We start from the raw sequence: 24413 nt of genomic DNA, 5'->3' as shown, positions 1-24413 counted from the left end.
TTCGTATCTTCCTGACAAGAAAAAGCCGAAGCCCGACTTTTCTTGTATTTGTGTTCAGATTTTTACCGCACTTCCATAACGACCGGCAAAATAGCTGGGCGACGCTTGGTTTGGTCAAAGAGATATTTGGCCAGACTGTCACGGACAGCACCCTTCAGCTCACCCCAGTCAAAGCTATCCTGCGCCAGATAATCTTCCACTGTTTTATTGATAATATCAGAGCTTTCGCGCAAAATATCTCTGCTCTTCTTCACATAGACAAATCCACGGGTGTGTACTTTAGCCTTGGAAATGATTTTCTTTTCCTTACGGTTAACCGTGAGTGCCACGATGAAAATACCGTCTTCAGACAAGACCTTGCGATCACGCAGGACGATATTTCCCACATCGCCAATCGCATTTCCATCAATCATGACATCTCCAGCTGATACTGCACCAGCAGGCACAAAATCACCATGGTCGTATTCCATGATGCTGCCCCGCTTAGGAATGAAGATATTTTCCGGCAGCATGCCAACTTCCATGGCAGACTTGGCATGAGCATCCAAGCCGCGGTACTCACCCTGAATCGGGAATAGGTACTTAGGCTGCAGCAGGTTAATCATGAGCTGCAAATCACGCGCATTTGCGTGACCTGAAACCCGCAGGTTTTGGGTAATCAGCTTGACAATGCCACCCGCTTGATAAATCATATTTTCCACGCGAGCCACGACCGCTTCCTTGGCAATTGACGGCGTCGTTACGATGTAAATCAAATCGCCTTCCTTGATTTCCACATAGCGGTGACGTCCGATCGACATCTTGCGCAGGCCATTGATAGGCTCACCCATCCGGCCAGTCTCCAAGATAATCAGCTCATGGTCTTCAAACTTAGACATCTCCTTAGGCTTGATCAAGAGGCGTTCGTCCACCAAGGACAGCTTCTTGAGGCGGATAGCCGTACGAACGATGTTTTCAATATCAAAGCCTGTCAAAACTACTCGGCGGCCAGTCTCAGCAGCTGCATCAAAAACCTGCTGGATACGAGACAGGTTGCTGGCAACCGCCGCAACAATCACACGACCATCCCAGTCAGCAATCGTATCTTCGATTTCCTTGCCAACCTCGCTCTCACTAGCCACCTGAACGCTACTGTCCGCATTGGCTGAATCACTGAGCAAGGCCAGGACGCCCTCGCGGCCAATCTCAGCCAGACGGCCAAAGTCTGTCGCATAGGACGGGCTGGCAGACTGGTCAAACTTGAAATCACCTGTATAAACGATACTGCCTTTTCTGGTCTTGATGACAACTCCCAAACTCTCAGGAATCGAGTGAGTCGTCCGGAAGAAGGAAACCACTGTTTTGCCAAATTCAATCTCGGTATTTTCATCAATCACATGGAAATCATTGAACTTCTTAACTGCATCGTTATTTTTAACAAAAAGCTTAGCTAGCTCAATCGTCAATTCTGATCCAAAAACCGGCACCTTAGCATCTGCCAAAAGATTAGGCAGAGCACCAATCGCATCTGCGTGCCCGTGCGTCAGAAAGACACCCGCAATCCGCTCCTTGTTTTCAAACAAATAGTCCATGTTGGGAACGACATAATCCACACCCAACTGTTCATTTTCTGGGTACTTCAGCCCAACATCCAATACAAAAATGGAATCATCCACTTCGGCAACGTAGAGATTTTTTCCATTTTCACGTACGCCGCCCAAAGCAATCAGTTTAATATTGCTCTTGCTCATTTTTTCTCCTATTCAATTTTCAGAACCTCACTTTTATCAAAGATTCTTTATTTTATTACTAACGGTCCTTGGCTAGCCAAGTCGAATTACAGTCTTACAAACCTAAGGTTCGCATATCCAACCTATTATAGCATTTTTTCATGTTTTTTCAAAGTCAAGTGTCCCTTCTTAGCGCCCTTTACCACAAAAAAACGACCTCTAGCTTTACTCGGCTAGAGGTCTGGTTTACTTCGCTGGTATGAGAGCAATCAGTTCATCCAAGGTGTAACTGAATAACAATTTTTTATTTATTGTTTTTATTATTTTTTATAAACTTTTAATTCCTTCAACCGCTAATGATTTTCTTTTTATCTTAGCATTGGAAATCTCTATAACATAATAAAGCACTATTGATTGAATTCTCGAAGTTTGAAAACCATCTAAAAGCTTCTACTTTCTATACTATCGTTACAATCAGGCAAGCTAAGCAGGCCTGTCTGACAATTCAACCAATATGTCAAGTAAAGCAACTACTTATGTATTACAAACAACTATACCAACAAAGTAAACTTAAAAGCGAATGAATTTGGCTTCCTTTCTTTCTATTTCCTTAACTCTATTATAGTACTCTATTTAGATTTTTGCAAGCGTTTACACATTAAAAATACAAAAATATTTTAAGAATTTTGAAAAAGTAGTTACACAAAGAAAAAAGGCCGTGACAAACTAATTTTTGTTATTTGGTTAATAATTCAGTATATGTTGCTTTTTTAATCCAGTAAGAATGTTAAGAAACCTCTTCTCAGAAATTAGATTCTAATCGTAATATTTTTATGTTAAAATAAATAACGGTTATATACCTCTTCCGGTATTTTATTTGGAATATTACTTATTTCATTCATTGCTTTGCATGAATTTATAATTTAGAGGACTTTAATAAGGGGAATACTATTATGAGAAAAATTTTAAAAGAGGATAAACTTTATTCTTTAGTTGAATTTAGAGATAGGCTCTACGATGATTTAGATTTATCAAGAAGCGATTTAGCTACCTTGTTATGTGCAATGTTGATTGCATCTATTGGCTTAAACATGGATTCCACTCCAGTTATCATTGGGGCAATGTTGATTTCTCCATTAATGACACCTATTATTGGAATTGGTTTTTCATTAGCAATACTAGATATGAAACTGCTCAGAAAGTCGTTTAAAATTCTTTCTATTCAAGTTTTGTTAAGCCTCTTAGCATCTACGGTTTATTTTTTTATTTCTCCAATTTCTTATGCAAGTTCAGAAATTATTGCCAGAACTTCACCAACAATTTGGGATGTAGTTATAGCTTTTGTGGGTGGGGTAGCTGGAGTTATTGGAGCACGAAAAAAAGAAGCAAATAACATTGTACCTGGAGTTGCTATCGCAACAGCTCTTATGCCCCCAGTATGTACTGTCGGTTATGCTATAGCAACGGGAAACTTTGAGTTTATGTTAGGAGCATCGTACTTATTTTTCATTAACTGTAGTTTTATTATGCTTGCTACATACATAGGGACGAGCTTAACTATGGTGAAAAATCATTACATTAAACACAATCAAGAAGCCTATAAAATGCGAAAAATATTAATTCTGGTTTCGCTTATTCTTATTATTCCAAGTTTAGTTTCAGCGACTACCTTAGTGAGAGAGACCTTAATCAATGAATCTATAAATAAATACTTATCTGATCAGTTTAAAGAGAACACAATCCTAAAAAAGAACTATGATAAAGAAGATAATACTTTAAAGTTAACTATTTCAGGAAACTATCTTTCAGATGAGGAAGTAAAAGAAATTCTTAGTAAACAAAACGATTATGGCTTGAAAAATATTTCAATTCAAATTTCACAATTATCCAATGACCGATTGACCGAAAAAGACATCGTCGAGTATATTATTCAATATAAAAATGACCATGAACTTCAAAAAATTGATAAGGAAAAGGAGAAGAAAGAAACTCCAACTAAAAACAAGGAATAGGAACAATTTTCCTAGCCAAATACACAAAAAGAGAGAACAGGCTTAAATGTTCTCTCTTTTTAGTGACTATAGTTAACAAAGACTTTTTATAAGGAAAATCAACTATTGGTCTTATTTATCGTCTTTTTTAACCATATTTTTAACGCCTTCGATTGCGCCTTCAACAGCATCTTTGGCATCTACTGCAACTTCTTTAACTTTAGAAACTACTTTTTCAGCAGCTCCTTCTTTTTCTGTTTTTTTATCACCAGTTAATTTGCCTAGGCCTTCTTTAACAGAACCTTTAGCTTGGTTGAATTTTTCTTCTGTAGACATATTTGATACCTCCGTTATTAGTTTCAATTTTTAAAGAATGAAAGAATATAAGATTTCCTAATTTTAGTGAGAGAATTAACGAACGCGAGCTTTTTCATTTGATGCAGCGTCTTTAACAGCCTCTACACCATCGCCAACTTTTTCTTGAACAGCTGAGAAACCACCGCTAATGCCAGATTTTGCTTTTTCGAATTGTTCTGAAGCAAATTCGCCTGTTGATTCAGCAACATCTGTCACTCGATCTTGAAGGCTTACTGAATCCGCTTCGTGTTGTTCTTTCGTTTTAATATCAACAACATTGACATTTACTTCAACAACTTCCAAATCAGTCATCTTAGAAACTTCTTCTACAACAACTTTCTTGATTTCTTTGTATAGAGCAGGAACATTCTTTTGATATTCCGCAACTACATTCAAGTCAACAGCTACTTGTTCTTTGCCAACTTCAACATTGACACCATGAGTGACATTGTCAGAGTTGACCAATTTATCTTTTATGTTAGAGAAGAAGCCACCGTCAACAGCCAGCAAACCTGAAACTTTCTCTAAAGAGAGACCGATAATTTTTTGAATGACCTTATCATCGTAAGTCAATTCACCTTTTACTTCATGAGCTGCTTGAGCAACTTCTTTTTTTGCAACATCTTTAACATCTTTATTTGACATGTTAAACTCCTTTATTCTTATTTAAATATATTTTTGTTTTGAATATAATATCCAATTCCTGCCCCTAGAGTAGCGCAAATCAAGACAAATAGAGTCTTAAAGAAGCCAAAGGATAGGATAAAACACGCTAGAATAATGCCTGCTAATCCAGACAAGATTGGATATTGATATTTTTTAAACCATTCCATTTTTTACTTCCTTACTTTACACGGCTAGTAGTTTTTTTAGCCGCTTCTTTTGGCTTGAAGTCTGAGACAGAGATTTTAAGCTTGACATTATGATTGATTCCGAAGAATTCTGTCAATCCAGACGCGATTTCTTCTTGAATCAACTGACTTCTCTTGATGATGTTTTCCGAAGGAACGATTGCCCCTTTAACGGACACCATGCATTTGTTTTTACGGCTATTTACTGAAACTGTAGGATCTTTAATTAAATCGTGTTCTGTTAACAGACTACGAACAAACCCTTCAATGGCTGAATTTTTCAGCATCAGTTTCCCATCCGCATCAGCTAGCTGAATTTCCAAACGTCTCTTAGGATAAAAAGCTATCACTAACATCAGTAGTAAGATTAAGCTTGCTAAAACCACAGTGCCCCAGAAAACATACCTAGAAAGATAGTAGCCCACAAAAGGAATCTGCTTCCAAGTGAATAACTTCCAGCTAAATAACTGGAGCCCCAGACCGCTGACTTTATGAAAGTCTAGCAAAACAGGAATCAAAATTGTCAAGATTAAAATACAGAAAATAAGGGAAAGTATTTTTCTTGATTTTGACATATTGAATCCTCACATCATTAAATTTTAAATTGTATTTTGAAAGTAAAAAGACAATTTATGCCTTTTTACCTACAAAAAATGATACAACAGCTACTACAATAACTGCACCAATGATAGAAGGAAGCAAGGCCATACCAGCCAAACTAGGACCCCAAGTTCCTAAAAGTGACTGACCGACAGCAGAACCAACTAAACCTGCAACAACGTTTGCAATAACACCCATTGAGCCGCCTTTTTTAGTTATTGATCCAGCAATAAGACCAATAAGACCTCCAACAATAATAGACCAAAGCATATTGATTCTCCTTTCTAATTTTTTCTAAATCAAAATTGTTTAATAATATTTTTTACTATTATTTTTTGATTAACATAATTATATAATTTTCCAACTTGGAAACATAATAATTCAACTTGGTTTTCTTCTCGTTTATTTGCACTATAGATACGTTAAAATGAGAATTCATTGTTCTATAGGCTTTTATCAGCATTTTTAGATATATTTTAAAGTTGTTAAACGAGGTTAAATGCATAAAATATGGTATAATTGCCTGATAATAAAACACTATATAAAGAAAGATAATATTTTAATGCGAGAATTACTGTCTAAAAAGAGCCACAGACAATTAGAACTATTAGAGCTACTATTTAAAAACAAACGCTGGTTTCATATTTCTGAACTGGCTGAACTATTGAATTGTACAGAACGTTCAGTAAAAGATGATTTATCCCATGTCAAGTCTGCGTTTCCTCAATTGATTTTTCACTCGTCCACTAATGGTATACGTATCATTAATACTGATGATAGTGATATTGAGATGGTCTATCACCATTTTTTTAAGCATTCAACCCATTTTTCAATTTTAGAATTCATCTTCTTTAACGAAGGATATGAAACTGAGAGTATTTGTAAAGAGTTTTATATAAGCTCTTCCTCACTCTATCGTATAATCAGTCATATTAACAAAATCATAAAAAAGCAATATAATTTTAAAATTAGTCTCAATCCTGCTCGGATTATTGGAGATGAGATTGATATCCGTTATTTTTTTGCACAATATTTTTCGGAAAAATATTATTTTCTTGAATGGCCCTTTACAGATTTTTCAGTAGAACCTTTGTGTAGGCTGTTAGCACTGGTCTATAAAGAAACTGCATTTCCTGTCAATTTCGCAACTCAAAGAATGTTAAAATTGCTCCTCGTTACGAATTTATATCGAATAAAGTTTGGTCATTTCTTGGAAGTTGAGAAAGATTCTTTTAATAATCAATTGTTAGAATCTTTCATGCAGGCAGAAGGAATCGAAGACATTGTAGCGAGCTTTGATTCTGAATATCATATCTCTTTGAATAAAGAAGTGATAGGTCAACTATTTGTCTCCTATTTTCAAAAAATGTTTTTCATTGATGAAAATCTATTTATGAGCTGCGCAAAAACAGACAGCTATGTAAAAAATTCGTATAAATTATTAAGTGATTTAATTGATCAGATAGAAAGCAAATATAATCTAAAAATAGACAATAAGGACAATCTTATTTGGCATTTGCATAATACAGCACATCTGCACCGCCAGGAACTATCTACAGAATTTATTCTGTTTGATCAAAAAGGGAATACAATCAAGAACTTTCAAAATATTTTCCCTCAATTTGTTTCAGATATTAAAAAAGGGATTGAACATTACCTAGGGACATTGGGTATCTATAGCACACCAACGAAAGTCAACCATCTATCCTATACTTTTATCACTCACAGCAAACATTTAGTGCTGAATCTTTTACAAAATCAGCCTAAATTAAAAGTTTTAGTCATGAGCAATTTTGATCAGTATCATGCAAGATCGGTAGCAGAGACACTTTCTTATTATTGCAGCAACAATTTTGATCTGGAGGTTTGGAGTGAATTAGAGTTATCACTTGATTCTTTAAAAGAATCACCTTACGATATCATCATTTCTAATTTTATTATTCCACCCATTGAGAACAAGAGACTGATCTATTCCAATAATATTAATACGGTCGCACTCATCTCCTTACTTAACGCAATGATGTTTATTCGCTTAGATGAGTGATTTAGACTATTTTGATAACAAAAAACCGCAATCAAGCGGTTTTTATTCATCTATTAGGGCAATTTGAAGAAAAAGGACATAGTCCTATTTAATAGAGAACTAGAGACTTTTGATCATTAATTGTCTAACTTTGTGGGAGCCGTACATTATTTAGTACATACTCTTTCTCTTGTTTTTAGCAAGATTATTCAAACAAGTCATAGTAGTCTGCGATGGTCATCTTGGCCTTCTCGTCTTTGTTTAAGTCCTGAATAATCTGCCCGTCTTTCATAACGATTAGTCGGTTGCCGTATTTGAGGGCATCCTCCATGTGATGGGTAATCATAAGAGCTGTGAGGCGGTCACGATTGACAAATTCATTGGTCAGCTCCATCAAGGCTACACTGGTCTTAGGATCCAGTGCTGCAGTATGCTCATCCAGAAGCAAAAGCTCTGGGCGCTTGAGCGTTGCCATGAGTAGGCTCAAAGCCTGTCTTTGCCCGCCAGAAAGAAATTCAATCGGGGTATCCAGATGCTTGTCCAGACCATTGCCGATTTTCTCAATTGTCGCCTGAAACTCTTCCCTGTAACTGTTGAGCCCACGGGGCACCAAGCCACGCTTTTCGCCTCGGAATTTGGCGATGAGGAGATTTTCCGCTACTGTCATCCGCGGAGCCGTTCCCATCTTAGGATCCTGAAAGACACGGGACAGGTACTTGGCCCGCTTTTCTGGTGAAAAATGAGTGACATTTTCACCCAAGATATGAATGCTGCCGCTGGTCAGAGGCAGAGTTCCGGCGATGACATTGAACAGGGTTGACTTTCCGGCTCCATTGCCACCTAAAATCGTAATAAAATCATGCTCGTGAATGTCTAGCGAAACATCATTTAGGATGATTTTTTCTTCATCAAAGCCGCTCTTTACAAGCTTGGTTGCATTTCTTAATTCTACAATCGCTGTCATTTGCTTAACTTGGCTCCTTTAAAGAATTTATTTTTCAGGGTCGGAATCATGAGACAGACGGCCAGAATCACCGCGCTGTAGAGACGGAGATAGTTGGTATTGAAGCCGAGAGCAATGACGCCCCAGATCAAGAACTGATAGGCAATCGCACCAACTACAATGGTAATCAGACGCTCTGCCAAGGTCAGACTCTGGAAGAGCACCTCGCCGATGATAAGACTGGCCAGACCGACAACGATTACTCCAATCCCGCGGGACACATCTGCATAGCCTTCCTGCTGGGCAATCAGCGCCCCAGCCAGAGCAATCAAGCCATTTGACAGAATCAGTCCCATCAATTCCATACGGCCGGTATTGATACCAAAACTGCGAGCCATATCCGGATTATCTCCGGTCGCGATATAGGCTTGTCCTAGCTTGGTATCCAAGAAAAAGAGCAGGGCCACAATCACTAAGCTGACAAAAATTAAACCAGTCAGCAGGTCATTGACTTCCCCTGAAAAGGGCAGAATATCCTGAATTTTACTGCTTCCTAAAAGCCCCAGATTGGCACGGCCCATCAGCATCAGCATGATAGAGTGGCAGGAGGTCATGACCAAAATCCCAGAAAGCAAAGTCGGAATTTTCCCCTTGGTATAGAGCAGACCTGTCACGGCACCCGCAGCACAGCCCGCTAAAACGGCTGCTGCTGTTGCCAGAAAAGGATTGACTCCTTTGGTAATCAAGGTAACAGCCACCGCCCCGCCCAAGGGGAAGGAGCCTTCTGTCGTCATATCAGGAAAACCCAGAATCCGGAAGGTCATAAAAATACCTAGACCTAGGACGGCCCAAACCAGTCCCTGAGAAATAATGGAAATAATCATAACATTGTCCTAACTAATTAAAATCGTTTCTCTATTTTAACATAAAAAAGGAGCCAATTTCAATGCTGATGCGCAGACAAAGAAATTGACTTCCCAACTATTCCTCAACAACTGTCATTCGACCAGTATCTACATCATAAACCGCACCTGAGATTTTTACATCAGCTGGGATTAGCGGTGACTGCCGCAGCAAGGCCATATCCTCGCGCACACTTTCCTCTACATCTGTAAAGGGCAAAAAGTCCTGATCACTGACATCGACACCTAGTTCTTTATGAAGATAGGCTGTGAAATCCTCATTCTTGAAGGTCTGTGCCCCACAGTCTGTATGATGCAAAACCACGATTTCCCGCGTTCCTAGCTGCTGCTGGGAGATGACCAGCGAGCGAATCATGTCCTCTGTTACCCGACCGCCGGCATTGCGCAAGATATGGGCATCTCCTAGTGCTAGACCCAGAGCCTGAGCCACGTGGAGCCTAGAGTCCATGCAGGTCACAATAGCTACCTTAGTCTTGGGATTAATGGGCAAATGCGCTGTCCCATGCAGATCAACATAGGCTTGATTGGCCTTCATAAAGTTTTCAAAATATGACATTTTGACTCCTGACTAATTATATTATTTGATGTTCAAACGAATTAACCTTATCATACTAGGTTTTGGCTTTAGAACTTCCCTAACTTCAAAAAAGAAAGAACTTATATGAACTGCTCTCTGTGCTAGCTGTTATCACCCACTACTGTTGGTAAAGACCCATTAGTTATAACTTCTTAAAGTAGCGAGCAACGGGCCATTGTTCAAAACCAAAGTTCTCATAGGTTTTACGAGCCGGTGCATGACCTAGATCACCACCCGTCTCAACCATGACCATTTCCATTCCTTTTTGTTTAATCTGATCACAAGCATAGGTCATGAGCGCTTTTCCAATACCTTGACGCTGATATCTTGGAGCAACAGCTAGGATATAAATCTCACCCATCTTATCCTCAGGGTGCAAGCGAATGTGAATCCATCCGACTAATTCTTCCTCCAGAAAAGCTAGCCAGGCAAACTGACTCTCTTCATTTAAGACTGCTGTTAGATCATTGATTTGCCTTTTTTCCCACCCTTGAGGATAAAAATTATCATAAACAAACTTAGGAACTCCTTTTTCCATTTTTGGAAAAACTGGAGACCAAGCTTGAATTGATAATTCTAAAACAGCCTCTTTATCCAATTTCTGATAAGGTTTTATAGTAATTGTCACTTTATTCTCCTAACGTTTCTTTAATCCGCCAAAAATGCCACGAACGAGTTCGCATCCGATGGTGCTAACAGCTAAATCATAAAGGCGGCCGTTGCCTTTTCAAGGCTTGATTGGCCTTCATAAAGTTTTCAAAATATGACATTCTTTCCCCTTGCTAATACTTTGACATTCAAATAATTTTATATTATCTTACCATCTTTTCTGCTATTTGTCAGTTCTCGGCTTTGTTACAAAAAAAATAAGACAGATAAATCCAGCATCTAGCCTGATCTTCTGTCCTAGTTTTATTTCTTATGAGCTTCTTGGAATAAACTTGCTGAGTGAGCCTGCAAAGGTTTGAAGATTGAGACTTTGCACATAGACTTCACCAGTACCTTGGAAGGTGTTGACCACTCCTTCTCCCGTTCCAATAGACTGCCAGAAACCATTTTCTAAATGAACATGATAATTCAAAGACTGGCTCCAAGCCACTACATGGGCATTGTCAATTGTTACTTCTTGGTTATGAAGCTCAAGTTTCTTAATAGAACCAAAAGCATTAGCCAAAAGAGTTCCCTGACCTTGGGTCGTCATGACGAAGAAACCGCCTTGACCGCCAAAGAGGGCTTTCCCAACAGACTGGCGCTCCATGGTATAGTATGCCGTACCATCAAGAGCTAGAAAGGCGCCGTCATTCAGCCGATATTGTTTTTCGCCTAGCTGAAGGGGAATGACTTGACCAGGAGAATCTGGCGCTAAAGCAAGGTAGCCATTATCAGACTGGGCAACAGCCTGAGTAATAAAGGTACTTTCACCAGAAACCATTGACCGACCTACAGCCTTGACAAAACGTCCCAAGCCAGAACCACTGGCATTGAGCTGAGTATTCAGAGTCACATTAGGCGTGTGGTAGACCATGCTGCCACGCTGGATAAAGACGGTTTCTCCCTGATTGAGCGACAACTCAACCAAAGGAAACTGCATATTACTGTCCATAGAAAATCGCATTGAATCTGCCTCCTTCTTATTATGACTTGATTATAACATTTTCCTACATTTTGAACAAAGGAAAACTGAAGCATCAAAAAAGAAGAGACTGCCTGAGTCTCTCCTAGAAATTTTCAAGAATTGTCAATATTCAGGTGTGGGCGAAGAACATTTGCAAAGGTTTCAATATTGAGACTTTGGATGTAAATTTCGCCAGTTCCATAGAAGGTATTAACCACTCCTTCACCAGTTCCCATGGACTGCCAGAAACCATTTTCTAAATGAATATCATATTCCAACTCTCGACTCCATGCTACTACGTGGGCATTGTCAATCGTTATCCTATCATTATGCAGCTCGACCTTTTGAATCGAGCCAAAGGAATTTACCAAGAGTGTCCCCTGACCTTGGGTACTCATCACATAAAAGCCTCCTTGGCCACCAAAGAGAGCTCGACCCACCGACTGCCTCTCCAAAGTATAAGAGGCAGAACCATCCATAGCCAGAAAAGCTCCATCATTAAGGCGGTATTGCTTTTCGCCTAGTTCCAGAGCAACAATCTGACCAGGTACATTAGGCGCTAAGGCTAGACGACCGTTATTTGATTGAGCAGTTGCTTCAGTGACAAACACTCCTTCGCCAGAAGCCATAGAACGGCCCACAGCTTGGATTGCCATGCCAAAGATTGATTGAGACTCTGCATTCACTTTAGCATTCAAGACAACGTTGGGGGTGTGATATATCATGCTCCCAGTCTGAATACGAACAGACTCTGATACATCTAAGGCAATCTCCGCCAAGGGAAATTGAGCATTGTTGGTAATAGAAACATTCATACGATGATCTACCATGGTTGATTATCCTCCTAAAAAATCTGAAAAAACAACTTATAGGAATTTCCAGACAAATCCTATTTTTTCTAGCAATATTATAGCACGCACAACAACTTTTCGCAATACTACTTTAATCAAGAAAATACTTTCTTTAAGACTTCCCCAATCGTCGTCACACCGATGACTTGGATATTGTCTGGAACTTTGAAGCCGTTCAGAGAGTTTTTAGGAGCGTAGACTTTGGTGAAGCCCAGCTTTGCTGCTTCGTTGATACGCTGCTCGATGCGATTGACTCGACGGATTTCACCAGTCAGGCCAATTTCACCGACAAAGCACTCTTGAGGGTTAGTAGGCAGATCCTTGTAGCTGGAAGCAATGGCGACCGCTACCGCCAAATCAATCGCTGGTTCATCTAGCTTGACACCGCCAGCTGACTTAAGGTAGGCATCTTGATTTTGCAGGAGGAGCCCCGCCCGTTTTTCTAGAACCGCCATGATAAGGCTGGCTCTGTTAAAGTCCAGTCCAGTCGTGGTTCGCTTGGCATTGCCAAACATGGTCGGTGTCACCAAAGCCTGCACCTCTGCCAAAATCGGCCGCGTTCCTTCCATAGTCACGACGATGGATGAGCCTGTCGCACCATCCAGACGCTCTTCCAGAAAGACTTCACTTGGATTGACAACCTCAACTAACCCGCCAGACTGCATCTCAAAAATACCAATCTCATTGGTCGAACCAAAGCGGTTCTTGACTGCTCTCAAGATACGGAAAGTATGCTGACGTTCACCCTCAAAATAAAGCACAGTGTCCACCATGTGCTCCAAAGTTCGAGGACCAGCTAAGGTTCCTTCCTTGGTCATGTGACCAACGATAAAGGTCGCAATATTATTGGTCTTGGCCAGCTGCATGAGCTCAGCTGTCACCTCTCGAACCTGAGAAACAGAGCCTTGAACACTGGAAATTTCCGGCGACATCACCGTCTGAATGGAGTCGATAATCAGAATATCTGGCTTGATTTTCTCAATCTCTGTGCGGATATTTTGCATATTGGTCTCGGCGTAGAGATAAAATTCACTGTCAATATCACCGAGACGCTCCGCCCGTAGCTTAATCTGCTCAGCTGATTCCTCCCCGCTGACATAAAGGACGGTGCCCCGATGAGAAAGCTGAGTGGACACCTGCAGAAGCAGGGTGGACTTCCCGATACCGGGATCCCCACCAATCAGGACCAGACTGCCAGGCACTACGCCACCACCCAGCACACGGTTGAACTCATCCATTTCTGTCTTGGTCCGATTGACATCAATCGAAGTGACCTCAGCCAGCTTCATGGGCCGGGTCTTTTCGCCTGTCAAGGAAACACGGGCATGCTTGACCTCAGCAGCCTCTACTTCCTCAACGAAAGAAGACCACGCTCCACAATTAGGACAGCGGCCTAGATACTTGGGCGAATGATATTCACAATTTTGACAGACAAAGGTCGTTTTTTTCTTAGCGATGGTGATTCTCCTTATTTTCTAATAATCCAAACAAAAGTAGATAAGACCTGACACACCTGCTCTATATTAGTAAAGCCAGCATTTTCTAGCATGTCTGCAACTTCTTGAGGCGAGAGGGAATTCATCAAACCATCTTGATTCTCATAAGTACGCTGAACTTGTTGCTGATTGGCTCCTAGCTCTGAAGCAAGTGTTTTCCAATAGCCTAGTTGCTGGTTGGAAAAAAAGCTAAGAATCAGAAGGCCACCTTCACCTAAAGAATCATAAATTTTTCGAAGAAAAAAGCTGGGATTCTCAACAAACTGCAACACTAGCAAGCAAGAACAAATCTGATAAGCAGAAGGCAGCACTGCTTCTTCAAATCGATTATTAAGATACTCCGCTTGAGGCAGATGAACCTGACTTTTAAGCTCTTGTAGCATCGCCTCACTTGGCTCCACAACCGTCAACCCTGCCTCAGGAAATAAGGATGCCAAACCATTTAACTCATCCGTCTGGCTTGCCAAAGCTAACACCTTATCGACTTTTAAACTGGGTGCTAACCTGAGCAATACTCCTCGGAAAATCACATCTAGCATCACATCATAGCCTGGAATTTTCTGACGAATTTCTGTTGAATAGTCCTTGTTCTTAAATTCTTTCATATTTCTTTTATCTCTAAATCCTTTTGTTAAGATTCTTTTTACAACGAAAAATTAAAACTTCAGTTCACATTCAACAAACTGGCAAAAATCAATCTGCTGATCAGCTATAAACTGGCGGATGAGCATGCGATGGGCTACAAGAGCTACCGTCTCGTATTCTCTGTATTTACTTAGGGTACGCACAAAGCGGTCTTTCATCTGCTCAGCTGTCTCATACCGGACAGGACTTCCTGAAGGAAGTGAGCCTTTATTTTCAAAAAACAGCTTCCGAGCCTGCTCAAACTTTTCTGTCCCACTCTCATATACCTGCCATTCATGCAGCAAAGGCTCCACAAAAAGCGGGAGTTGGCGGTCTCGAATCAGATAGGAAGCCGTCTCCAAAGCCCGCGTCACAGAAGAAGAGATCAGAATTTCCGCCTGTTCCAGCAAAGGATTATCAGCGGCCTCTGTCGCCATCCGACGACCAGCAGCCGACAAGGGAGCCAAATCTAGTCCAAAGCCAGTATAACCAGCCTCTTCCAAAAGTGAATAATCTGGCTCTCCGTGGCGGATAAAAATGATTTTCATACTAATGTCCTGTCGACCCAAATCCGCCGGTCCGCACACCTTCCGCTTCATCTCCATCAGCAATCAGAAATGGTGCAAAGACAGCCTGCACTACACGTTCGCCAACTTCAAGGACGACTTCCTGATCCGTGATATTCTTCATTTGGGCAAAGATATGGCCTTCGTTTCCAGGATTGCCATAGTAGTCGCCGTCAATGACCCCAACGGAGTTAATCAAGACTAGACCTTTTTTACGAGGATTGGACGAGCGGTCGTAAAGATAGAGCACCTCGCCCGGCTGCATATAGGCCTTGACACCAGTCGGAACCAGCTTAATTTCCCCTGGCGCTATGAGGGTGCGCTCTGCCACTTTCAAGTCGTAGCCAGCTGCGTGAGCCGTCTCTCTCTTGGGCAGCAAATCTTCATTTGTAAAGCTGGAAACCAGCTCGAATCCGCGAATTTTCATGTATTTCTCTTTTCTATTTTTGCTGTCCCTATTATACTAAATTCGCAAAGAACAAGCAAAAAAACCGCCGATTGGGCGGTTCTTATAGGGAGATTATTATGAAAAAGAAAAGTTTTAGGATTTCTAAACAAAGTTAGGAGGTCTTTGTTTATGGTCTTAGTATAGAACACTTATCTTAAATTTTCCTAAAAGTAACTTAAAAAAATAAAATAATTTTTTACAGCTCTTGCAAGAGGTACTGAAACAGCTCCAAATTTCCCTTTTCCTCATTTATTAAAAACTCTGGATGCCATTGAAGGCCTATGATACGATGATTGTCAACCGATTCAATCGCTTCGATGGTATTGTCTCTTGGATCAAAAGCTGTCGCGCGGAAATTAGGTGCCAAGTCCTTGATGCTTTGTCGATGAACCGAATTAATCTGGCTAGCCTTACCAAACAAACGCTCTACAACGCTGTCTTTCTCCGTGCGAATGGAGTGCGAAGTACCAAATGGCAAGCCCTGCCAGTGATTTTCGATATGTTGATTGAGAGTGCCGCCAAAAGCAACATTTACCAACTGCAGACCTCGGCAGATGGCCATGACGGGCTTGTTTTGGCGCAGGGCTTCTTTCAAGAGTGCCAACTCAAACTCATCGCGGACAATATTGTAATCATCGCTGTCAATGGTCTTCTCTTCCCCATAAAACTGTGGGTGAACATTTTGCCCGCCTGACAAAATCAGCTTGTCAATCGTTTCTACATAATCCTGAACTAAACTTTTATCCCCAACGGGAATCACCATCGGCAGGCCACCAACCATTCGTACGCCGTCCACAAACTTGCGTGAGACAGAGGTGTGAATATTCTTTCCAGCTTCATCTACTGGACAAAGATTGGCTGAAATTCCAACAATTGTTCTGCACATACCGTGATTCCCCCTTATTTTGATATAGTATATCTTACCACTCCTCTGCGAAGCCGTCCAATAGATTTTTTTAAAGCTGGTTATAAAATTTTTTTATCAGAATATGCAACACTACAAATCTCTTTTTAAAATTTAGAAAAGCATTTCAGAATTGTCAGAAAATTATTTACTTTTGACAGAAATTTGTTATAATAAGCAGTGTAAAAACTCATGACTTGGAGGTCCCTATGAGAAAATCAAAAATTCTTCTTGCCGCAGGGCTCACTCTGCTCTCTGTCGGCTTACTTACAGCTTGTTCTGGAGGCGGAAGTTCCCAATCCAGCAAAAAAATCTACAGCTATGTCTTTACGTCTGATCCAACGACTTTGGACTACATCCAGTCGGCAAAGGGGTCTACCCACGAGCTGACTACAAATGGTGTAGATGGCTTGCTGGAAAATGATAAATATGGAAACTTAGCTCCGTCTATCGCAGAAGATTGGACAGTTTCTCCAGATGGTCTCGTCTATACCTATAAGCTGCGCAAAGATGCCAAGTGGTATACCGCTGATGGCGAAGAATACGCAGATGTCACGGCTCAGGACTTTGTGGCAGGTATCAAACATGCTGCTGATGTCAAATCAGACGCTCTCCCTCTTATCCAAGATTCTATTAAGGGGCTGAGTGAATACGCAGCCGGTACCAACAAAGACTTTTCAGCTGTTGGAGTCAAGGCACTGGACGATCATACGGTTCAATATACACTCAACAAGCCTGAAACCTACTGGAACTCTAAAACAACATCAGGTGTTATGATGCCGGTCAACGAGGCCTTCCTAGAAAAGCAAGGCAAGGAATTCGGTCAGGCAACCAAGGCAGATTCCATTCTGTATAACGGTCCATTTATCATGAAATCCATTACTTCTAAATCCTCTGTCGAATTTGAGAAGAACCCTAACTACTGGGATAAGGACAAGGTCAAGATTGATGGTGTCAAACTGTCTTACTACGATGGTTCTGACCAAGATTCATTAGCGCGGACCTTTGGAGATGGCGGCTACAGTTTGGCAAGACTCTACCCAGCCACTTCCAGTTATTCCTCAATCGCCGAGAAATACAAAGATAATATCTTCATGACAGAAGCAGGAGCGGGTGTCGCTCTAATCAGCTTTAACATTGACCGTCAAAGTTATAACCACACTTCTAAAACCAGCGATGAACAAAAAGAAGCTACCAAAAAAGCTCTGCTAAACAAGGACTTCCGCCAAGCTCTAGCCTTTGCCCTTAACCGCGAAAGCTATTCAGCTCAGGTCAACGGAGAAGATGCAGCCAAGCCAGCTGTCCGTAATCTCTTTGTTCCGCCAACTTTCGTTCAAGCCAATGGCAAGGAATTTGGCACTCTGGTCGAAGAATCACTGGCTTCCTATGGTGACGAGTGGAAAGGTATCAAGCTAGATGACGGTCAAGACGGTCTCCACAATACTGACAAAGCCAAGGCGGAATTTGCCAAAGCCAAGCAGGCTCTTGCAAATGAAGGCGTACAATTCCCAATTCACCTAGATGTTCCTGTCGCTCAGAATTCTACTAACTTCGTCAACCGTATGCAATCTCTGAAACAGTCATTAGAAGAGGCTTTAGGCAAGGACAATGTCTCTGTAGACCTGCAGATGCTGGCTGAGGACGAAGCACTAAACATCACCTTCAATGCTGAAGCTGCTAGCCAGGAAGACTGGGATATCAACGGTCTCGTTGCCTGGGATCCAGACTACCAAGATCCATCTACTTACCTGGACATTTTAGTGCCAGGTAACAGCACTCAGACCAGAACCTACCTTGGATTTGAAGGCAAAGACAATGCTGCTGCTAAAGCTGTAGGACTGGATGAGTATAGCAAACTGATCGAAGAGGCCGGAAACGAAACACAAGATGTTGATAAGCGTTATGAAAAATATGCTGCAGCTCAAGCATGGCTGACAGATAGCGCCCTCGTTGTGCCAACTATGAGCAGCCGAGGAGCAGCACCGTTCATTTCTCGGATTGTGCCATTTACCAACTCTTATGCTCAGACAGGTACAAAAGACGCCAACTATCATAAATACGTGGAAATCAGTGATGAGATTGTCACGACTAAAGACTATCAGAAGGCCCAAGAAAAATGGAAAAAAGAAAAAGAGGAATCCAATAAAAAGGCCCAAGAGGATCTGGCTAAACATGTGAAATAATCACTACTTTGATGTTAATTAAAAATCCAGCAGGAACAGAAACCTGCTGGATTTTTTAACTTTTCTATCTAATATTTTAAAAGCCTGGCTGATTATCCAGCTGCAAAACCAACCATCTACTCAAATACAAACTGGTTATGATAAAGTTCGGAGTAGAAACCGCCGAGTTTGAGGAGCTGGTGATGATCGCCCTGTTCAATGACCTCTCCATCTTTGAGGACAATAATCTGGTCGGCATTTAGGATCGTTTTGAGGCGGTGAGCAATGACAAAGCTAGTTCGGCCAGCCACAACGGCTTCCATGGCCTGCTGAATCTTGCTCTCTGTTACTGTATCGACATTAGAAGTCGCTTCATCCAAAATCAAGACTTGCGGATCCGTCAGCAGGGTTCTAGCAATGGAAATCAGCTGTTTCTGCCCAGTTGAGAAAATATTCTGGTCATCATCCACGATGGTATCGTATTTGTCTGGCAGACTTTCAATATAATCATGAATATGAGTCGCACGCGCAGCCGTTTCTACCATCTCCTGACTAGCATCCGGCACACCGAAGCGGATATTGTCCCGAATCGTACCGCTAAATAGCACCGAATCCTGCAAGACAATCCCCACATGGCTCCGTAAGCTATCCAGCTCATAGTCCCGAATGTCGCGACCGTCAAACTCAATGCTGCCACTATCCACATCATAAAAACGATTGAGCAGGTTCATAATGGTCGTCTTACCTGAACCAGTCGGGCCAACAACAGCCGTCATCTTGCCCTTAGGGGCTAAAATAGATACGTCTTTGAGAATAGGCTTGCCTTCTACATAAGAGAAGTCCACATGCTTGATCTCCACGGAGTCTGTAAGCTCTGTGAAAGCAGGTGCATTCTCTGGCCGGACTTCCTCGGGCGCGTCAAACATCTCCTGAATCCGGTCAGCCCCTGTAAAGGCCAACTGTAGACTGCCCCAACTAGCTGCAATCTGGATGATGGGCTGATAATACTGCTGAGAAAACTGAGTAAAGGTGGTAATCAGGCCAACTGCAACAGCCGTTTCAACATTAGGGTCGCTCAGTAAGACAGCCGAACCAACAAAAATAACAATGGCTGTATTAATCAAATTCATCCCGTTCATGATAGGGAAGAGAAGGCCTGAAAAGGTCCGGCCTTTAAAGGTCGCTAAGCGTACTCGGTCATTCTGCTCAATAAAACCTTTGATGACCTCCTCCTGCATTCCCTGAACGATAACGGCTTTCTGACCAGAAATGGTTTCATCCATATAAGCATTGAGGCGGCCGACTTCTTTTTGCTGAAGATTGGTGTATTTCCGAGCCAGCCTAACGATGACCACTAGGAGAAGAAAAGCAACCGGTGTGCTGGCTACCGTTATCCAGGCCAATCTAGCATTTTGGACAAACATGATAATCACGAGGCCCAGATAGAGCAAGGCATTGCTCATAACCTGGATCATACTCTCGTTTAGAGCTTGCAGGATATTGTCCAAGTCGCTGGTAAAGCGCGATAAAATGTCTCCATCCTGATGGCGATCAAAGAAAGCGACTGTCATCTTGGATAGCTTGCCAAACAAGCCCTTACGCATCTCATTGGTCGAATGGGCAATAACTCGGGTCATCAAAAGCATGTAAATCAGGCTAGAAACAGACAGGCAGACAAAGGATACCAATACACTGCCCATGACGCTGCCAAAAGTCGACAGAATCTGATCAGTCTCACCCTTCTCTGCAAAAGCACGTCCCAACTCAACCAAATGCTGAACAGCCTGACCGACATAAACCGGAAAAAGGACCTGAAAAACAGTCGCTGTTATCATCATCAAAAGGACAACGACAAAGGATAATTTGTAACGCTTAAAATATTGCCAGAAAAATGCAATCGTCCGCATCTTAGTCCTCCTTTCCTTTCTGAGTTTCGTAGATTTCACGGTAAATATCGTTAGTTGCGACCAATTCCGTATGCGTCCCTTGGCCAATCAGCCGTCCTTGATCCAAAACCAGAATCTTATCTGCATGAACGACGGAGCTAATCTTTTGAGCAATGATAATTGTCGTCGTTCCTTGCAGCTCTTTATTCAAGGCTTCTTGAACCAGCTTTTCTGACTTGGCATCCAAGGCTGAGGTCGAATCATCTAAAATCAAAATATTGGGATTGTTGACAACACCTCTGGCAATGGACATACGCTGCTTCTGACCGCCGGAGAAGTTGCTGCCACGCTCCTCCACTGCACTGTCAAAGCTTTCTTCCATACGGCTGATAAATTCACTGGCTTGGGCAATACGAGCCGCCCGCTCCATCTCAGGCAGTGAAGCGTTGAGCTTGCCCTGACGAAGATTGTCCGCAATGGTCCCGCTAAATAGAATCGCCCGCTGGAGCACGATAGAAACATTTTTACGAAGAGTTCCCTGACTAAGCTCTCGCAGATCTCGACCGCCAATCTTGACAGAACCTTCCTGCGGATCAAAAAGGCGGGGAATCAGCTGGGCCAAGGTAGACTTACCCGCACCCGTCGCACCGACAACGCCAATCATTTGCCCAGGCTCAACATCAAAGCTGATGTCCTTTAGCATTGGCTCGTCATCGTTGGGATAGGAAAAAGTCACATGCTCAAAGCTGATGCTGCCTTCTAGTTCTTCATCTGGTGAGTCTGGGAAAGTCATAGCTGGCTCCTTCGCCAATACTTCCTTGATCCGACGGATAGAAATGATTCCCCTCGTCACGCCATTTCCCAAAAAACCAACCATAATGATGGTGAAAATAATCTGGCTTAGATAACCGATAAAAGAAGCGATGGAGCTGACCAGGCCTGGTTCCGCCTGAATCATGCCAGACAGAGTCCAGATAGCCAAGTAAACAGAACTGTAGCCGACCAACATCATCATTGGCTCAATGATTGAAAAAGCATAGCCAATATAGAGATTTTCTGACAAAAGCTCATCAGACACCTGACTAAACTTATGAAACTGGTCTTCCTCCCGAACGAAGGACTTGACCACTCGCACACCACGAAGATTTTCCTTGGCAATGGCATTAATCTTATCCAAAAGAGTCTGGAATTTCTTAAAACGAGGACCCATCATCCCCATCATGACAGCCGTTAGACCAGCTATGAGCACAATCAGCAAGAAGATAATCCACCAAAGAGAGGGCATGGTCACAATGGCCAAGATGACTGATCCGATAAAAAGGATGGGCAATCGAAGGAGGATCTGAAAGAGCATCATGGTCACATTTAGAATCTGATTGATGTCATTCGTCATCCGCACGACTAGATTGCCAGCGTTGAATTCCTCGATATTGGCATAAGAAAAGGTCTGAATCTTGCGGAAAGTCTCCTCACGGAGATCTGATGAAACAGCCTGAGCAATGTAAGCCGCCAAGGTTACATTAATCCCTCCTGCCACCAGCCCGACAAAACCGATGCCAATCAGCCAACCGCCCATACTGTAGATGGTCTGGCTATTTTGCTCCTGCAAAGCGTCTAAGATATGTTTTAAAAACCAAGGCAGCAAAAGAGAGCTGGCAATCATCAGCGAGGTCATCAAAAGCGAACTCAGGGCATACCATTTATACCGTAATAGACTTTTAAAAAACATGCTTCCTCCTACTTTTTTCTTATTTGACTTAGTTTCCTTACTATATCACACATAAAAACAATGTCAAGCAAGAAATTTCTTATATTATATGGTAAAATGAGATATAGACTCTAAAACCGATTTAAATTCAGACTCGGAATTTCATCATAAGGAGAAGATATGGATAAACAACGAGTTGCTGTGATTGGTCCTGGTTCTTGGGGAACAGCCTTATCACAAGTGTTAAATGACAACGGACACGAGGTTCGTATTTGGGGAAATATCGCTGAGCAAATCAACGAAATCAACGACGAACACACCAATAAACGCTATTTCAAAGATATTGTACTGGACGAAAAGATCAAGGCTTATCATAATCTGGAAGAAGCTTTAAAAGATGCGGATGCCGTGCTTTTTGTCGTGCCGACCAAGGTAACCCGTCTGGTAGCCAAACAAGTAGCTCAAGCTCTGGACCATAAGGTGAAAATCATGCATGCATCCAAGGGACTGGAGCCCAATACTCACGAACGGATTTCAACTATCCTGGAAGAAGAAATCCCTGCAGAGCTACGTAGCGAGATTGTCGTCGTCTCAGGTCCCAGCCATGCTGAGGAAACCATTGTACGCGATATTACCCTGATCACCGCTGCTTCTAAGGATCTGGAAACAGCTAAGTATGTGCAGGAGCTCTTCAGCAATCACTACTTCCGCCTCTACACTAATACCGATGTTATCGGAGTCGAGACTGCAGGCGCTCTGAAAAACATCATCGCAGTCGGAGCTGGTGCTCTCCATGGACTAGGTTATGGTGACAACGCCAAGGCAGCTATTATCACACGTGGTCTGGCCGAAATCACGCGTCTAGGTGTCAAGTTAGGAGCCAATCCTCTGACTTATAGCGGCCTATCTGGTGTCGGTGACCTGATTGTCACAGGAACCTCTGTCCACTCCCGCAACTGGCGGGCCGGCAATGCTCTAGGACGCGGCGAGAAATTAGCTGATATTGAAGCCAATATGGGCATGGTTATCGAAGGAATTTCCACCACTAAGGCTGCCTATGAACTGGCCCAGGAGCTGGATGTTTATATGCCGATTACCCAGGCTATCTACAAGGTTATTTATCAAAAGTGTAATATCAAAGAAGCCATTTATGAAATCATGAACAATGAATTCAAGGCTGAGAACGAATGGACTTCGTTCTAATAGAAAGGAAATAATTATGTCAAAAGTTAAGAAAGCCGTCATCCCTGCAGCTGGTCTCGGAACCCGCTTCCTGCCAGCTACCAAAGCTCTGGCCAAGGAAATGTTGCCAATTGTCGACAAGCCAACCATCCAGTTTATCGTTGAGGAAGCTCTCAAATCTGGAATTGAAGATATTCTAGTTGTTACAGGTAAGTCAAAACGCTCTATCGAAGACCACTTTGACTCAAACTTTGAATTGGAATACAACCTCAAAGAAAAGGGTAAAGACGACTTGCTCAAATTGGTTGATGAAACCACTGGTATCGGTCTGCATTTCATCCGTCAGAGCCATCCGCGCGGACTGGGAGATGCTGTCCTTCAAGCTAAGGCTTTCGTAGGAAACGAGCCTTTCGTTGTCATGCTGGGCGATGATCTCATGGACATCACCAATGATAAGGCTGTGCCGCTGACCAAGCAATTGATTGATGATTACGAGGCTACTCACGCTTCTACCATCGCTGTCATGCAGGTCCCTCATGAGGAAGTTTCTTCTTATGGTGTGATTGCCCCTCAAGGTGAAGGCGTCAAAGGTCTCTACAGCGTGGAAACTTTCGTCGAAAAGCCAAAACCTGAAGATGCACCGAGTGATTTGGCTATTATCGGCCGCTACCTGCTGACACCAGAAATTTTTGAAATCTTGGAAAAGCAAGCGCCAGGTGCTGGAAATGAGATTCAGCTGACCGATGCGATTGATACTCTCAACAAGACGCAGCGCGTCTTCGCTCGCGAATTCAAGGGTGATCGCTATGATGTCGGTGACAAGTTCGGCTTTATGAAGACTTCTATCGACTACGCCCTCAAGCATCCGCAGGTCAAAGACTCCTTGAAGCAGTATATCATTGACTTAGGTCATAAACTAGAGAAAAAACAAGAGAAAAAATAATGGCTTCAAACAACTAGCCTTGAAAATAAAATTTCAGCTATAAAAAAGAGGTTC

The 24413-nt window shown here is 42.1% G+C and carries 24 protein-coding genes and 2 pseudogenes; 5 read left to right on the top strand and 21 right to left on the bottom strand.

The annotated features are described in order from the left end of the window. Nucleotides 1-62: 62 nt before the first annotated feature. Nucleotides 63-1730, bottom strand: a complete 1668-nt coding sequence (locus J1C86_RS01170; protein WP_125408970.1) for a ribonuclease J — start codon at nt 1728-1730, stop codon at nt 63-65. 932 nt (nt 1731-2662) lie between these two features. On the opposite strand from J1C86_RS01170, the gene J1C86_RS01165 reads away from it, so the two are divergent. Then, entirely contained in the window at nt 2663-3721 is a 1059-nt protein-coding gene (locus J1C86_RS01165) for a TIGR00341 family protein (RefSeq protein ID WP_125406607.1), read from the top strand. 111 nt (nt 3722-3832) lie between these two features. Here the strand turns inward: J1C86_RS01165 and J1C86_RS01160 are convergent, their stop codons facing one another. From J1C86_RS01160 to J1C86_RS01140, 5 genes are all read right to left on the bottom strand, one after another. Next, entirely contained in the window at nt 3833-4036 is a 204-nt protein-coding gene (locus J1C86_RS01160; protein ID WP_002899152.1) for a CsbD family protein, read from the bottom strand. Between the two features lie 75 nt (nt 4037-4111). Then, nucleotides 4112-4702, bottom strand: a complete 591-nt coding sequence (locus tag J1C86_RS01155) for an Asp23/Gls24 family envelope stress response protein (RefSeq protein ID WP_002907890.1) — start codon at nt 4700-4702, stop codon at nt 4112-4114. Nucleotides 4703-4719: 17 nt separating this feature from the next. After that, nucleotides 4720-4890, bottom strand: coding sequence for a DUF2273 domain-containing protein (locus J1C86_RS01150; RefSeq protein WP_002899156.1), 171 nt, complete (start codon nt 4888-4890; stop codon nt 4720-4722). A gap of 11 nt (nt 4891-4901) precedes the next feature. Then, complete coding sequence (gene amaP, locus J1C86_RS01145; RefSeq protein WP_125406604.1) at nt 4902-5483, bottom strand: alkaline shock response membrane anchor protein AmaP; 582 nt, start codon at nt 5481-5483, stop codon at nt 4902-4904. 55 nt (nt 5484-5538) lie between these two features. Then, a complete protein-coding gene (locus J1C86_RS01140; RefSeq protein WP_002893931.1) occupies nt 5539-5778 on the bottom strand; it encodes a GlsB/YeaQ/YmgE family stress response membrane protein in 240 nt (79 codons plus the stop codon). Between the two features lie 292 nt (nt 5779-6070). Here J1C86_RS01140 and J1C86_RS01135 point away from each other — a divergent pair, with 292 nt between their 5' ends. Beyond that, nucleotides 6071-7552: a M protein trans-acting positive regulator PRD domain-containing protein gene (locus J1C86_RS01135; protein WP_227968224.1), complete on the top strand. Its 1482-nt coding sequence runs from the start codon at nt 6071-6073 to the stop codon at nt 7550-7552. A 184-nt stretch (nt 7553-7736) separates the two neighbouring features. Here J1C86_RS01135 and J1C86_RS01130 read toward each other — a convergent pair whose 3' ends face one another. From J1C86_RS01130 to J1C86_RS01080, 11 genes are all read right to left on the bottom strand, one after another. Then, nucleotides 7737-8495: an ABC transporter ATP-binding protein gene (locus tag J1C86_RS01130; protein ID WP_125409390.1), complete on the bottom strand. Its 759-nt coding sequence runs from the start codon at nt 8493-8495 to the stop codon at nt 7737-7739. Further along, nucleotides 8492-9358 carry an ABC transporter permease gene (locus J1C86_RS01125; protein ID WP_125406601.1) on the bottom strand — a complete coding sequence of 289 codons (867 nt, stop codon included), beginning with the start codon at nt 9356-9358 and terminating at the stop codon, nt 8492-8494. The genes J1C86_RS01130 and J1C86_RS01125 overlap by 4 nt, the downstream gene beginning before the upstream one ends. A gap of 97 nt (nt 9359-9455) precedes the next feature. Further along, complete coding sequence (locus J1C86_RS01120; RefSeq protein ID WP_002920349.1) at nt 9456-9953, bottom strand: beta-class carbonic anhydrase; 498 nt, start codon at nt 9951-9953, stop codon at nt 9456-9458. Between the two features lie 163 nt (nt 9954-10116). Further along, a complete protein-coding gene (locus J1C86_RS01115) occupies nt 10117-10602 on the bottom strand; it encodes a GNAT family N-acetyltransferase (protein ID WP_002893940.1) in 486 nt (161 codons plus the stop codon). A 291-nt stretch (nt 10603-10893) separates the two neighbouring features. Continuing rightward, complete coding sequence (locus J1C86_RS01110) at nt 10894-11589, bottom strand: TIGR00266 family protein (protein ID WP_125401782.1); 696 nt, start codon at nt 11587-11589, stop codon at nt 10894-10896. Nucleotides 11590-11702: 113 nt separating this feature from the next. Beyond that, nucleotides 11703-12419 (bottom strand): TIGR00266 family protein, encoded by a 717-nt coding sequence (locus J1C86_RS01105; protein ID WP_125406598.1) that lies wholly within the window; start codon nt 12417-12419, stop codon nt 11703-11705. A gap of 116 nt (nt 12420-12535) precedes the next feature. Then, on the bottom strand, nt 12536-13903 hold the full coding sequence (gene radA, locus J1C86_RS01100; protein ID WP_125406595.1) for a DNA repair protein RadA: 1368 nt from the start codon (nt 13901-13903) through the stop codon (nt 12536-12538). 5 nt (nt 13904-13908) lie between these two features. Further along, nucleotides 13909-14541, bottom strand: a complete 633-nt coding sequence (locus J1C86_RS01095; protein ID WP_125406592.1) for a class I SAM-dependent methyltransferase — start codon at nt 14539-14541, stop codon at nt 13909-13911. A 51-nt stretch (nt 14542-14592) separates the two neighbouring features. After that, entirely contained in the window at nt 14593-15108 is a 516-nt protein-coding gene (locus tag J1C86_RS01090; RefSeq protein WP_125406589.1) for a histidine phosphatase family protein, read from the bottom strand. A 1-nt stretch (nt 15109) separates the two neighbouring features. Further along, nucleotides 15110-15553, bottom strand: coding sequence for a dUTP diphosphatase (locus tag J1C86_RS01085; RefSeq protein WP_002899178.1), 444 nt, complete (start codon nt 15551-15553; stop codon nt 15110-15112). Nucleotides 15554-15770: 217 nt separating this feature from the next. Beyond that, complete coding sequence (locus J1C86_RS01080) at nt 15771-16460, bottom strand: gamma-glutamyl-gamma-aminobutyrate hydrolase family protein (protein ID WP_002934505.1); 690 nt, start codon at nt 16458-16460, stop codon at nt 15771-15773. A gap of 227 nt (nt 16461-16687) precedes the next feature. Between J1C86_RS01080 and J1C86_RS01075 the strand changes: the two genes are divergently transcribed. Beyond that, on the top strand, nt 16688-18661 hold the full coding sequence (locus J1C86_RS01075) for a peptide ABC transporter substrate-binding protein (RefSeq protein ID WP_125406586.1): 1974 nt from the start codon (nt 16688-16690) through the stop codon (nt 18659-18661). Nucleotides 18662-18777: 116 nt separating this feature from the next. Here the strand turns inward: J1C86_RS01075 and J1C86_RS01070 are convergent, their stop codons facing one another. The 4 genes and pseudogenes from J1C86_RS01070 to J1C86_RS01055 all read right to left on the bottom strand — a co-directional run bounded on the left by J1C86_RS01070 (nt 18778) and on the right by J1C86_RS01055 (nt 22255). After that, nucleotides 18778-19566: an ABC transporter ATP-binding protein gene (locus tag J1C86_RS01070; protein ID WP_376738756.1), complete on the bottom strand. Its 789-nt coding sequence runs from the start codon at nt 19564-19566 to the stop codon at nt 18778-18780. A 135-nt stretch (nt 19567-19701) separates the two neighbouring features. Further along, nucleotides 19702-20430 (bottom strand): annotated as a pseudogene (locus J1C86_RS01065) (ABC transporter ATP-binding protein); the annotation flags it as partial. Beyond that, nucleotides 20409-20547 (bottom strand): annotated as a pseudogene (locus J1C86_RS01060) (ABC transporter ATP-binding protein); the annotation flags it as partial. The pseudogenes J1C86_RS01065 and J1C86_RS01060, both read right to left, overlap by 22 nt. 1 nt (nt 20548) lies before the next feature. Next, nucleotides 20549-22255: an ABC transporter ATP-binding protein gene (locus J1C86_RS01055; RefSeq protein ID WP_125406580.1), complete on the bottom strand. Its 1707-nt coding sequence runs from the start codon at nt 22253-22255 to the stop codon at nt 20549-20551. A 159-nt stretch (nt 22256-22414) separates the two neighbouring features. On the opposite strand from J1C86_RS01055, the gene J1C86_RS01050 reads away from it, so the two are divergent. Both J1C86_RS01050 and galU read left to right on the top strand, forming a co-directional pair. Next, the gene (locus J1C86_RS01050) at nt 22415-23437 is read left to right on the top strand and encodes an NAD(P)H-dependent glycerol-3-phosphate dehydrogenase (protein WP_125406577.1); all 1023 of its coding nucleotides are present in this window, start codon (nt 22415-22417) and stop codon (nt 23435-23437) included. Between the two features lie 16 nt (nt 23438-23453). After that, nucleotides 23454-24359 carry a UTP--glucose-1-phosphate uridylyltransferase GalU gene (gene galU, locus J1C86_RS01045; RefSeq protein WP_185755763.1) on the top strand — a complete coding sequence of 302 codons (906 nt, stop codon included), beginning with the start codon at nt 23454-23456 and terminating at the stop codon, nt 24357-24359. Nucleotides 24360-24413 lie beyond the last annotated feature (54 nt).

Source organism: Streptococcus sanguinis (assembly GCF_050220005.1).
In the GTDB taxonomy this organism is placed as follows: domain Bacteria; phylum Bacillota; class Bacilli; order Lactobacillales; family Streptococcaceae; genus Streptococcus; species Streptococcus sanguinis_Z.
The sequence above is the reverse complement of the archived record's forward strand: the minus strand, read 5'-3'. Positions and strand labels throughout refer to the sequence as shown.